The sequence below is a fragment of the Curtobacterium sp. LFS084 genome (assembly GCF_047977705.1).
Classification (GTDB): domain Bacteria; phylum Actinomycetota; class Actinomycetes; order Actinomycetales; family Microbacteriaceae; genus Curtobacterium.
On the sequence record NZ_JBFPFM010000060.1, the window covers coordinates 1 to 12,403 of the forward strand.

Annotated in this window: 10 protein-coding genes and 1 pseudogene; 9 read left to right on the forward strand and 2 right to left on the reverse strand. The window is 73.1% G+C overall.

The features are described from left to right. Positions 1-77: 77 nt before the first annotated feature. Positions 78-800, forward strand: a pseudogene (gene recO / locus ACNQOV_RS17545) (DNA repair protein RecO); the annotation flags it as partial. Positions 801-994: 194 nt separating this feature from the next. Continuing rightward, positions 995-1,792, forward strand: a complete 798-nt coding sequence (locus ACNQOV_RS17550) for an isoprenyl transferase (RefSeq protein WP_416396154.1) — start codon at positions 995-997, stop codon at positions 1,790-1,792. A gap of 81 nt (positions 1,793-1,873) precedes the next feature. On the opposite strand, the gene ACNQOV_RS17555 is transcribed toward ACNQOV_RS17550, so the two are convergent. Next, a complete protein-coding gene (locus ACNQOV_RS17555; RefSeq protein ID WP_416396156.1) occupies positions 1,874-2,791 on the reverse strand; it encodes a LysR family transcriptional regulator in 918 nt (305 codons plus the stop codon). 71 nt (positions 2,792-2,862) lie between these two features. On the opposite strand from ACNQOV_RS17555, the gene ACNQOV_RS17560 reads away from it, so the two are divergent. From ACNQOV_RS17560 to ACNQOV_RS17575, 4 genes are all read left to right on the forward strand, one after another. Next, positions 2,863-3,912, forward strand: a complete 1,050-nt coding sequence (locus ACNQOV_RS17560) for an aminotransferase class V-fold PLP-dependent enzyme (protein WP_416396158.1) — start codon at positions 2,863-2,865, stop codon at positions 3,910-3,912. 115 nt (positions 3,913-4,027) lie between these two features. Beyond that, on the forward strand, positions 4,028-5,413 hold the full coding sequence (locus ACNQOV_RS17565) for a glycine--tRNA ligase (RefSeq protein ID WP_022906398.1): 1,386 nt from the start codon (positions 4,028-4,030) through the stop codon (positions 5,411-5,413). A 157-nt stretch (positions 5,414-5,570) separates the two neighbouring features. Beyond that, positions 5,571-6,305 carry a DsbA family oxidoreductase gene (locus tag ACNQOV_RS17570; protein WP_416396160.1) on the forward strand — a complete coding sequence of 245 codons (735 nt, stop codon included), beginning with the start codon at positions 5,571-5,573 and terminating at the stop codon, positions 6,303-6,305. Further along, on the forward strand, positions 6,302-6,472 hold the full coding sequence (locus ACNQOV_RS17575; RefSeq protein WP_402262274.1) for a hypothetical protein: 171 nt from the start codon (positions 6,302-6,304) through the stop codon (positions 6,470-6,472). The genes ACNQOV_RS17570 and ACNQOV_RS17575 overlap by 4 nt, the downstream gene beginning before the upstream one ends. A gap of 184 nt (positions 6,473-6,656) precedes the next feature. Here the strand turns inward: ACNQOV_RS17575 and ACNQOV_RS17580 are convergent, their stop codons facing one another. Continuing rightward, entirely contained in the window at positions 6,657-7,139 is a 483-nt protein-coding gene (locus tag ACNQOV_RS17580) for an aminoacyl-tRNA deacylase (RefSeq protein ID WP_022906395.1), read from the reverse strand. A gap of 47 nt (positions 7,140-7,186) precedes the next feature. Between ACNQOV_RS17580 and dusB the strand changes: the two genes are divergently transcribed. From dusB to dnaG, 3 genes are all read left to right on the forward strand, one after another. After that, positions 7,187-8,359: a tRNA dihydrouridine synthase DusB gene (gene dusB, locus ACNQOV_RS17585; RefSeq protein ID WP_402262277.1), complete on the forward strand. Its 1,173-nt coding sequence runs from the start codon at positions 7,187-7,189 to the stop codon at positions 8,357-8,359. Next, the gene (locus ACNQOV_RS17590) at positions 8,356-9,657 is read left to right on the forward strand and encodes a deoxyguanosinetriphosphate triphosphohydrolase (protein ID WP_402262280.1); all 1,302 of its coding nucleotides are present in this window, start codon (positions 8,356-8,358) and stop codon (positions 9,655-9,657) included. The genes dusB and ACNQOV_RS17590 overlap by 4 nt, the downstream gene beginning before the upstream one ends. A 262-nt stretch (positions 9,658-9,919) precedes the next feature. Then, positions 9,920-11,848 (forward strand): DNA primase, encoded by a 1,929-nt coding sequence (gene dnaG / locus ACNQOV_RS17595; RefSeq protein WP_022906393.1) that lies wholly within the window; start codon positions 9,920-9,922, stop codon positions 11,846-11,848. The last annotated feature ends 555 nt before the right edge of the window (positions 11,849-12,403 follow it).

The window sequence follows — 12,403 nt, forward strand, 5'->3', positions numbered from 1 at the left end:
GGCGCGGCGGGCGCCGCGGGCGCGGCGCGCGCGGGCCCCGGGCGCGGAGCGTCGGTGGGGAGGGGGATACTGGTCCAATGCCGCTGTACCGGGACGAGTGCGTCGTGTTGCGCACCCACAAGCTCGGTGAAGCCGACCGCATCGTGACGATGCTGAGCCGGCAGCACGGCAAGATCCGCGCCGTCGCGAAGGGCGTCCGGCGGACCGCGTCGAAGTTCGGGTCCCGCCTCGAGCCGTTCATGGTCGTCGACGCACAGTTCTACGAGGGCCGCTCGCTCGACATCGTCACGCAGGCCGAGTCCCTCGGGTCGTACGGCGCGCAGATCGTCGCGGACTACGGGGCCTACACGGCCGCGAGTGCGATGGTCGAGACGGCCGACCGCCTGAGCGAGGCGGACGCCGGACTCCAGCAGTACCTGCTGCTCGTCGGGGCCCTGCGTTCCCTCGCGCGCGGTGAGCACGTGACCACCGCCACGCTCGACTCGTACCTGCTGCGCGCGATGAGCATCGCCGGGTGGGCGCCCTCGTTCCGTGACTGTGCGGTGACCGGCGAGCCCGGCCCGCACTCGGCGTTCGTCGTGCAGCTCGGCGGCGTGGTGGCCGACCACGCGGCGCCTCCGGGGACACCGCGGCTCGACCCCGAGACCCTGCACCTGCTCGGCTCGCTGCTCGCCGGCGACTGGGGCACGGTGGACGCGTCGGACGAGCGCACCCGCTCCCGGGCCTCCGGCGTGGTGGCGGCGTACGCCCAGTGGCACCTGGAACGATCGCTCCGGTCGCTGCCGCACGTCGACCGCACCGAGCGCCCGTCGCCGGTGGCTCCCACACCCGGGGGTGTGCCGGCAGCGGTCGCGGCGACCCCGGCACCCGCACTGCCGGAGCCCGTCGACGAGACCCCGACCCCGACCCCGACCCCGGCGGACCCGACCACCTCGATCCCGGTCCGCACGCCGCCGGACCCGACCCACGTGCCCGACCACGGAGGAACCCCTGCATGAGCCCGCGCCGCTACGCCGAGTCCGAGCCGCTGCAGCCCGTCGACTGGACGGGTGAGCAGCCCCCGGCGATCCCGGTGCAGTTCGTCCCCGAGCACGTCGCGATCGTCATGGACGGCAACGGCCGCTGGGCGAACCAGCGCGGCCTGACCCGGGTCGAGGGGCACCGCGCGGGCGAGGCCTCGCTCCTCGACGTCGTCGCCGGTGCCGTCCAGATCGGCGTCAAGCACGTGTCGGCCTACGCGTTCTCGACGGAGAACTGGAAGCGCTCCCCGGACGAGGTCCGGTTCCTGATGGGCTTCAACCGCGAGGTCCTGCACCGCCGCCGCGACCAGCTCGACGGGTGGGGCGTGCGGATCCGATGGGCGGGGCGCCGACCCCGGCTCTGGCGCAGCGTGGTCGACGAGTTGCAGACCGCCGAGCGGATGACCGCCCACAACACTCGTCTCACGCTGACGATGTGCGTGAACTACGGCGGCCGGAACGAGATCGTCGACGCCGTCCGGGGCATGGCCGAGGACGTCGCGGCCGGGCGCATGAAGCCGAGTCAGGTCACCGAGAAGGCCCTCGCGAAGCGGTTGTACGTGCCGGACCTGCCCGACGTCGACCTGTTCCTCCGCAGCTCGGGGGAGCAGCGGACCTCGAACTTCATGCTCTGGCAGTCGGCCTACGCCGAGATGGTGTTCCTCGACCGGCTGTGGCCGGACTTCCGCCGCACCGACCTCTGGGGAGCGATCGAGCAGTACGCGCGCCGCGACCGACGCTTCGGCGGGGCCGTGGACGCACCGACCGCCTGACGGGAGGCGCGGGTCGGCGCCGCCCCGCGCCTCCAGTCCTGCGTGTCCCGGCTCCGCGAGACGCGCGCCGGCGCCGGCGCCTCAGCCGAGCAGGTGCGCCGCACCGCCGACCGCGTCGAGCGTCGCCCGGACACTCGGCACCCGGTCGGCACCCCTCGCCACCACGACCTCGACGCGCCGCGCGAGCTCGTCGCCCGCCGGCGTGACCTCGACACCGGGCGGCACGACCGTGGTGGTCAGGGCGAGCCGGGGGAGCAGCGCCACGCCGAGCCCGGCCGCGACCAGCCCGACGACCGCTGCGGCGTTGTCGGTCTCGAGCACGATGTCGGGCGTGAACCCGGACGCCGCGCACGACGCGAGGAGGTGCCCGCGACAGCGTGGGCACCCGCCGATCCACCGCTCGTCACGGAACGCCGCGAGGTCCGCGACCTCGCCGAGCGTGTGCCCCGGAGCAGCGGCGGGCGTGACGAGCGCGAGCGGGTCCCGACCGAGGATGCGCGAGGTGAGCGTCGGGTCCGCGGCGACGTCGTCCCCCTGCAGGGCGTGCGAGAACGTCAGTGCGACGTCGACGTCCCCGCGCCGGAGGAGCTCGACGGCCTCGGGTGGCTCCGCCTCGACATAGGAGGTCGTCACCCCCGGGGTCTCCCGCGCCATGGTCGCGAGCACCGCCGGCACGAGGGTCGACGACGCGCTCGGGAACCCCGCGATCCGGACACGTCCGCGGGCGAGGCTCCCGACCGCGTCGAGGTCCTCGCGCGCTGCGGCCAGGGCGGCCTGCACGGCGAGTGCGTGGTCGGCGAGGACGTGCCCGGACTCGGTCAGGGTCACGCCCCGGGCGCCGCGGAGCACGAGTTCGTGCCCCGTCCGGCGTTCGGCGCGAGCGAGCAGCTGGCTGACCGCGGGCTGGCTGTACCCGAGCGCGGCGGCCGCGCGGCTGATCGAGCCCGCGTCGCGGACGGCGCGCAGGACGCGGAGCAGCTGGGGGTCGAGGTCGTCCACAACTCGATGTTATGGGGGATCGAAGGAACCTGCTCTGGTGTGATGGACCGGCACGCACCACGGTGGTCGGCATGGACTCCTTCGTCGACGGCTCCGGGTACCTCGCCGCCTGCACCGCTGGCCTCCCCACGCACGGCACCCTGCGGGCGATGCGCGCCGATCTCGACGAGTGGGAGCGCCAGGCGTCCTCGCCCGTCGCGTACGGCGCCCTCGTGGAGACGGGACGATCGCTGTTCGCGGACCTCGTCGGCGTCGAGCCGGCCCGGGTGGCGACCGGATCGCAGACCTCCGCGATGGTCGCGGTGGTCGCCGCCGCGCTGCCGGACGGTGCCGAGGTGGTGGTCCCCGACGGCGACTTCAGCTCGCTCGTGTTCCCGTTCCTGGCCGGCGCGCACCGCGGGATCCGGGTGCGGAGCGTCCCGCTCGACTCGCTCGCCGACGCCGTCCGGCCCGGCACCGCGCTCGTCGCCTGGTCGGCGGTGCAGTCGTCGACGGGGACGGTCACCGACCCGCAGCCCGTCCTCGACGCCGCCCGGTCGGTCGGCGCGCTCACGCTGTGCGACCTCACGCAGGCCGCCGGCGTGCTCCCGGTCGACGCCCGGCCGTTCGACGTCACCGTCACGCACGCCTACAAGTGGCTGTGCGCGCCGCGCGGGGTCGCGTTCTCGACGTTCTCGGACGCCGCGCTCGACCAGCTCCGGCCCGTGCAGGCCGGGTGGTACGCGGGTGCCGACGTGTGGGCGTCGTGCTACGGACCCACGATGGCACTCGCGGACGACGCGCGTCGGTTCGACGTCTCGCCGGCGTGGCAGGCCTGGCCCGGGGCGGTCGCGGCGCTCCGGCACCTCGCCTCGCTCGACACGGCCTCGTCCTGGAGGCACGCCACGCGGCTCACGGACCGGCTCGCCGACACGCTCGGGTCGCCTCGGAGCGGACAGGCGATCACGACGTTCCCGGACGCCGACGGCGCGGCCCTGGGCGCCCTCGCGGCGGCGGGCATCACCGCGAGCGGCCGTGCCGGCCGGGTCCGGCTGGCGTTCCACCGGTGGAACGACGAGGAGGACGTGGCCAGCGTGGCGGACGCCCTCGCGGCGGTCGACGGCTTCAGACCGGAGGGGTGAGGGGCGTTCTCCACAGGCACCGCGCCGGGCGTCCGACGAGGTCCACGAGGCCGGTACGCTTGCCCGGTACGTTCACCGAACCGGGCACCCAGCTCGGCGACCTCTGGAGCATCACGTGGCACAGTCCTCCCGTCTCGACAGCGTCATCGCCCTGGCCAAGGGCCGTGGCTTCGTCTTCCAGTCGGGGGAGATCTACGGTGGATCGCGCTCCGCGTGGGACTACGGGCCCCTCGGCGTCGAGCTGAAGGAGAACATCAAGCGCCAGTGGTGGCAGCGGTTCGTCCGCGGCCGTGGCGACATGGTCGGCCTCGACTCCGCCGTGATCCTGCCGCGCAAGGTGTGGGAGGCGTCCGGGCACGTCGCGACCTTCACCGACCCGCTGGTCGAGTGCCTGCACTGCCACCACCGCTTCCGCGAAGATCACCTCGTCGAGGCCTTCGTGGCGAAGAAGGACCGGCAGCCCGAGGGCGGCATGGCCGAGATCGCGTGCCCGAACTGCGGGACCCGCGGGCAGTGGACCGAGCCCCGTGAGTTCTCCGGCATGCTCAAGACCTACCTCGGCCCGGTCGAGTCGGAGGAGGGCCTGAACTTCCTCCGCCCCGAGACGGCGCAGGGCATCTTCGTCGACTTCGCGCAGGTCGTGACGACCAGCCGCATGAAGCCCCCGTTCGGCATCGGGCAGGTCGGCAAGGCGTTCCGGAACGAGATCACGCCCGGCAACTTCATCTTCCGGACGCGCGAGTTCGAGCAGATGGAGATCGAGTACTTCGTCCCGCCGGCCGAGGCCGGGGAACACTACGAGCAGTGGATCGCCGACTCGGTCGCCTTCTTCACCGACCTCGGCATCGACCCGGAGAACCTCCGCCGCTTCGACGTCCCGGACGGCGAACGCGCGCACTACTCCGACGCCACCGCCGACATCGAGTACCGCTTCGGCTTCGCGGGCACCGAGTGGGGCGAGCTCATGGGCGTCGCGAACCGCACCGACTTCGACCTCAACAACCACATCGAGTCGTCCGGCAAGGACCTCCGCTACTTCGACCAGGCCGCGAACGAGAAGTACGTGCCGTACGTCATCGAGCCGTCGTTCGGCCTGACCCGTGCGCTCATGGCGTTCCTGCTCGACGCCTACCACGAGGACGAGGCGCCGAACGCGAAGGGCGGCGTCGACAAGCGCACGGTCCTGCGCCTCGACCCGCGCCTGGCCCCGGTCAAGGCCGCGGTGCTGCCGCTGTCCCGCAACGAGCAGCTGTCGCCGGTGGCCCGCGGCCTCGCGGACGACCTGCGGAAGTTCTGGAACGTCGACTTCGACGACGCGGGGGCGATCGGTCGCCGCTACCGTCGCCACGACGAGATCGGCACGCCGTTCTGCATCACGGTCGACTTCGACACCCTCGACGACAAGGCCGTGACGGTGCGCGAGCGCGACACGATGTCGCAGGAGCGGGTCGCGCTCGACCAGCTGCAGGGGTACCTCGCGGCGCGGCTGCTCGGCGCCTAGGCGCTGGCGGCGCGTCGGCGCGGCCGGGTTGAACCACGAATCCGACATCGAACCGGGCGTTGGCCGTGGTTCGGTGTCGGATTCCTGGTTCTACGCCGTGACAGCGGGCGCAGGGCGGCGCGGGAATGCGTCCGCCGCGGGCCCGGTTGCGCCCAGCATGAACGACTCTGTGAAGGTCGATGTCTGGTCGGACATCGCCTGCCCCTGGTGCTACATCGGCAAGCGGAAGTTCGAGGCCGGCGTCGCCGCGTTCGCCTCGACACCGAACGGCGCCCCGGTCGAGGTCGAGTACCACTCCTTCGAACTGAGCCCCGACACCCCGGTGGACTTCGAGGGCACCGAGGCCGAGTTCCTCTCCGGCCACAAGGGCATGCCCGTCGAGCAGGCGCAGCAGATGCTCGACCAGGTCGCCGGCATCGCCGCGAGCGTCGGCCTCGACTACGACTTCGAGTCGATGCACCACACCAACACGGTCAAGGCACACCAGGTGATCCACCTCGCCAAGGAGCAGGGCAAGCAGCTCGAGATGGTGGAACGCCTCTTCGCCGCCTACTTCGAGCGCGGTGAGCACGTCGGCCAGGACGAGTCGCTGGCGTCCCTCGCGGCCGAGATCGGCCTCGACCCCGACGAGGTCCGCGCGACCCTCCGCGACGACTCGCAGCTCGCGGCGGTCCGTGCCGATCAGGCCCAGGCGCAGTCCTACGGCATCAACGGCGTCCCGTTCTTCGTCATCGACGGCAAGTACGGCGTCTCGGGCGCGCAGGACCCGGCGGCGTTCGAGCAGGTGCTGACGCAGGTCGTCGCCCTCCGTGCCACGACCCCGTCGGACGTCGCCGAGGCCGAGCAGCGGTCCGCCGAGGACGCGGCAGCGGACACGGAGGCGACCCGATGACGGACGTGCGGGTGGACGGCTCGTCCGAGCCGCGCCTCCAGTCCGACGGCCAGGAGGCGCGACCCGCCCTGCTCACGCTCGTCACGCCCGGCGGTGCGCCGGTCTGCGATGGTGACTCGTGCTTCGTGCCCGGCGCCGAGGGCGACTGGACCGAGGTCCCCGACTGAGCGGGCGCTCGCGGCGCTCCGGCGTCGGCGAGTGCCCGCCGCGCCCGTGTCGAACACTGCGCCCCGTCGTCGCGGGGCGCGGTGTTCGTCGGAGGCGCAGTGTTCGTGGGAGGGCGCAGTCCGGCCACCAGGACCGTTCGCACGCGGCTTCGCGCGGCGCCGCACGGTGACGACTGCGCGGGTGCTAGCGGACGGGCTCCTCGTCGGTGATGTCGGCGACCGTCGCGCCGTACGCGGCGACCAGGTCGTCGGCGGCGACGAAGGCGCTCGCGCCGTGCCGGCCGGCGCCGAGCGCGACCCGGCGTCCGACGATGCGCTCGTCGGCGTAGACCGGCAAGTCGCCCGTCGCACCGATCGGGGTGATCGTGCCGCGCTCGTAGCCCGAGGCCTCGAGCGCCGTCGCCGCGTCCGGCATGGACAGCTTGTTGACGCCGACGACGGTGCGGAGCTTCTTCCAGGCGATGGCGCGGCCGCCGGGCACGAGGGCGAGGAGGAAACCGCCGTCGTGCCGCTTCACGACCAGGGTCTTCACGATGTCACCGGGCTCGATGCCGAGCAGCGCTGCCGCCTCGTGCAGGGAGCCCGCCGCTGGGCGTTCGACGACGTCGACCCGGAGGCCACGGGCCCGTGCGTCGGCGTCGAACCGGGTGATGGCGTCGGTCGTCATGTGGAGAACGCTACCGGCGCGCACCGACGTGGGAGAATGGGAGCCGTATGACGATCACTGACGCACCCGGGACGGCGACCCGTCCGGCGAAGCCCCTGCGCATCGGCCCCATCGAGGTCGACGTGCCGGTCGTGCTCGCGCCGATGGCGGGCATCACGAACATGGCGTACCGCCGGCTCTGCCGCGAGTACGGCGCAGGACTCTACGTCTGCGAGATGATCACGTCACGTGCGCTCGTCGAGCGGACGCCCGTGTCGATGCAGCTCATCCAACACCACGAGTCCGAGACGCCGCGGTCCATCCAGCTGTACGGCGTCGAGCCGAACACGGTGGCCGAGGCGGCGACGATCCTCGTCGGCGAAGACCGTGCCGACCACATCGACCTCAACTTCGGGTGCCCGGTGCCGAAGGTGACGCGGAAGGGCGGGGGAGCAGCCCTGCCGTGGAAGCTCGACCTGTTCGAGGAACTCGTCACGAAGACGGTCCGTGCTGCCGGCGACGTGCCCGTCACCGTGAAGATGCGCAAGGGCATCGACGGCGACCACCTGACCTACCTCGACGCCGCCCGCATCGCGCGGGACGCCGGGGTCGCGGCCGTCTCCCTGCACGCCCGTACCGCGAACGAGCACTACTCGGGGCACGCGGACTGGTCGGCGATCGCGACCCTGAAGGAGACCATCACCGACATCCCGGTGCTCGGCAACGGGGACATCTGGTCCGCCGCCGACGCCCTGCGCATGGTCGACGAGACCGGCGCGGACGGCGTGGTCGTCGGTCGCGGGTGCCTCGGGCGGCCGTGGCTGTTCGGCGACCTCGCGGCGGCGTTCCGTGGCGAGGGGCTGCGCTACATGCCGACCCTCGGCGAGGTCGCGGTCGCGTTCAAGCGGCACGCCGAACTGCTCGTCGAGTTCTTCGGCAGCGAGGAGCACGGCTGCCGGGACGTCCGCAAGCACGTCGCCTGGTACTTCAAGGGGTACCCGATCGGCGGTGACGTCCGGTCCGGGCTCGCGATGGCGTCCAGCCTGCAGGAGATCGACGACCTGCTCGGCCAGCTCGACCACGACGCGCCGTACCCGGGCGCCGATGCCGAGGGTCCCCGCGGTCGCGCCGGGCACCCGAAGCGCACGGCCCTGCCGGACCGCTGGCTCGAGTCCCGCGACGTCGACAGCGAGTTCCGCAAGGTCCTCGCCGCCGCCGAGCTGCACCACAGCGGCGGATGAGCGCCACCGCCTCGTACGGGCCCGCCGACGCCGAGCGCTGGCTGCCCGAGACCCACGGGAACCGTCGGTCCGACTTCGCGCGCGACCGTGCCCGGCTCCTGCACTCGAGCGCGCTCCGGCGGCTCGCCGCGAAGACCCAGGTGCTCAGCCCGACGACCGGCCTCGACTTCGCGCGGAACCGCCTGACCCACTCGCTCGAGGTCGCCCAGGTCGGCCGCGAGCTCGCCGACTCGCTGGGGCTCGACCCCGACGTGGTGGACACCGCCTGCCTCGCGCACGACATCGGCCACCCGCCGTTCGGGCACAACGGCGAGACCGCCGTGAACGCGTGGGCGGCGGGCATCGGCGGGTTCGAGGGCAACGCGCAGACCCTGCGGCTGCTCACCCGGCTCGAGCCGAAGGTGTACGGCCCCCGGGCCGGTGCTCCGGACGACGAGGACCGTCCGTACGGGCTGAACCTGACCCGGGCCTCGCTCGACGCCAGCTGCAAGTACCCGTGGCCGGCGGCCCAGGGCGTGTCCGAGTCGTCCTCGGGTCGCACCAAGTTCGGCTTCTACGACGACGACCACGACGCGTTCGAGTGGCTCCGCGCGGGGGCTCCGCGCCGGCAGCGCTGCATCGAGGCGCAGGTGATGGACCTGTCCGACGACATCGCGTACTCGGTGCACGACTTCGAGGACGCCGTCGTGGCGGGCTTCATCGACGTCGCGGCGCTCGGGGACCGCGTCGGTGAGAACGACATCGTGTCGGCGATGCACGCCTGGGTCGGGTCGGACCTCAGTCGTGACGAGCTGCTCGAGGCCTTCGACCGGCTCCGCTCGCTGCCGCTGTGGATGACGTCCTACGACGGGTCGCGTCGGGACCTCGCGCGGTTGAAGAACCTCACCTCGCAGCTGATCGGTCGGTTCGCGCGGACGGCGACGGCGGCGACGCGGGAGTCCTACGCGTCGGGATCCCTCGTGCGGTTCGCGGCGTCGGTCGTGACGCCGCCCGAGATCATCGGCGAGATCGCGGTGCTCAAGGGCATCGTCGCGGCGTTCGTGATGACGCAGGGCGACCGGCAGCCCGTGTACGAGGACCAACGGCGGATCCTCACCGAGCTGCTCGATGCCCTCGCGGCGACCGGCAGCGCCGACCTCGAGCCGGGCTTCGCGGCGGACTGGCGCGAGGCGTCGGACGATGCCGGCCGGCTGCGGGCCGTGGTGGACCAGGTCGCGAGCCTGACCGACCAGGGGGCGTTGGCGTGGCACAAGCGGCTCGTGGTCGGGGACCGCGAGCGCGTGCACATCCCGGTCTGACCCGGGGCGGCCGGGCGGGGTGCCCCGCCGCGCCTTGGATCCGAGCCGGTCCGGGGTGGCGACGAGACGCGCGCGTCGCGCCCTGGCCCGACCCGGAGTGGTGGGTCGTGCCCTGGACCGAGCCGGGGTGGTGGGTCGTGCCCTGGACCCGACCCACGGGCGGTGCCTCGCCTTCGTGGCGGGGCCGAGCCGCGCCTCCCGGCCCTGTCCACAGATCCCGCGACGGTCAGCCGTCGTCAGCGGCGGGAACTAGGATCGAGGGGTGGCTGGGAGGATCGCGCGGAACGACATCGACGAGGTCCGCTCGCGTGTCAACATCGCCGACGTCGTCGGCGACTACGTGACCCTGAAGTCGGCCGGGGTGGGGTCGCTCAAGGGCCTCTGCCCCTTCCACGACGAACGCTCCCCGTCGTTCCACGTCCGTCCGCAGGTCGGCCGGTACCACTGCTTCGGCTGCGGTGAGGACGGCGACGTCTTCGACTTCGTCATCAAGCAGGACCACACCACCTTCCAGGAAGCCGTCGAGCGGATGGCCGCGAAGATCGGCTTCACGCTCCACTACGAAGAGGGCGACGGCCCCCGGACCGACTACAACGCCCGGGCCCGGCTCATCGCCGCGAACGAGGCGGCGCAGCAGTTCTACGTGTCGCAGCTCACCACGGCGGCGGCCGAGCCGGCACGGCAGTTCCTCGGTGAGCGCGGGTTCGACCCGGCGGCGGCGCAGCACTTCGGCGTCGGGTTCGCCCCGAAGTCGTACGACGCGCTCCGGGACCACCTGCGCGGCCGTGGGTTCACGATCGACGAGATCGTCTCGGCCGGACTCGTCAGCCAGGGCGACCGCTCGCCGTACGACCGGTTCCGTGGACGGCTGATGTGGCCGATCCGCGACGTCACCGGGGCGACGATCGGCTTCGGCGCGCGGCGGCTGCTCGACGACGACAAGGGCCCGAAGTACCTCAACACGCCCGAGACCCCGATCTACCACAAGAGCCAGGTGCTCTACGGGCTCGACCTCGCGCGACGGGACATCTCGAAGCAGAAGCAGGTCGTCATCGTCGAGGGGTACACCGACGTGATGGCCTGCCACCTCGCCGGCATCACGACCGCGGTCGCCACATGTGGCACGTCCTTCGGCGTCGACCACATCAAGGTGCTGCGGCCGATGCTCGGCGACTCCGCGAGCCGCGACCTCTCGCAGCTCGGCAACATCGTCTTCACGTTCGACCCGGACGAGGCCGGGCAGCGCGCGGCCTCGCGGGCGTTCGCGGAAGAGAGCCGCTTCGCCTCGCAGACCTACGTCGCGGTGGCGCCGGGCGGACTCGACCCGTGCGACCTCCGGCTGGCGCGGGGAGACGCCGCCGTCACCCGGCTCATCGAGACCAAGCGGCCGATGTTCGAGTTCATCATCCGCCGCCGCCTGGCAGCACACGACATCGAGACGGCCGAGGGGCGCGTCGCCGGGCTCCGCGACGCCGCACCGGTCGTCGCCGGCATCCGCGACCGCACGCTCGCCACCGCCTACACGCGCGAGACCGCCAAGTGGCTCGGCCTGGACATCCCCGAGGTCCGCCGCGCGGTCGAGAACGCCCGCCAGCGCGCGGGGTCCTCGTCGAACGACCACCGCCCAGGAGGCGCGGCACCGGCCACGCACACCGGATCCAGTGGCGAGGCGGTCGCCGTCCCCGACGAGCCCGTCGCCGGGCTCCGGCTCCTGCCGAACGACCCGATCACGCGGATGGAGCGGGACGCGGTGATGGCGATGGTGCAGCAGCCCGGGCACGTCGGCGCGCCGCTCCTCGGGCTCGCGGCCGCCGCGACCTTCTCGGCACCGATGCTGTCCGTGGTCCGCGACGCCGTGGTCGCGAACGTCGACGCGATCGGCGCGGGGGACTGGCTCGAACGCCTGCTGCAGGACGTGCCGGGGCCGTTCCGGGGACTCGTGCAGGAGCTCGCGCTCGCGCCGATCCCGGCCCGCACCGACGAGGACCTCGCGCTCTACGCGCGGAGCATCGTCGTCGCGCTGGTCGAGCGGGACCTGTTGGCGCGCAAGGCCTCGCTCCTCGGGCAGCTGCAGCGGGCGGACCCGAACGAGCAGGCCGACCGTCGCGCGGAGATCCAGCGGCAGCTCGTGGACATCGACGCGCAGCGGATGCGGTTGCGCGCGGATGCCGAGGCGGCAGCGAACTCGTAGGCGCCCGCCGCGCCTCCGGTCGGGCCGAGGCCGCCCGCCGAGGTCGCACGACGCGCCACGTGCGTGTCGCCGAGGTCGAGCGCCGAGGCCGCCTCCGCCGAGGTCGCTCGACGCGCCGTCTGCGTGTCGCCGAGGTCGCACGAACGGCCGGTCGGGAACGCGCGGAGCGGCACTTCGTGCGACCTCGAGCCGTGCACGCGCGCGACGCGAGCGTGCACGCGGGGGAGGTGGCCAGAGCGTTGCGAGGGGATGCGGTGCGGATGGGCGCCGCGCCTCCAGGGTGCCCGTCGGGCCGCCGAGGTCGCACGACGCGCCACGTGCAGGTCGCCGAGCGGGCGGAACACGCCGCGTGCGGGGCGTCGAGCGGGCGGAACGGGCCGGTACCGGGCGCGAGTGGGACGTACTTCGCCTGCTCGCGCGCGGGGCGCCGAGCGGGCGGAACACGCCGCGTGCGGGGCGTCGAGCGGGCGGAACGGGCCGGGTACCGGGCGCGAGCGGGACGTGCTTCGCCCGCTCGCGCGCGGGGCGTCGAGTGGGCGGCCCGCTCGCGTGCGG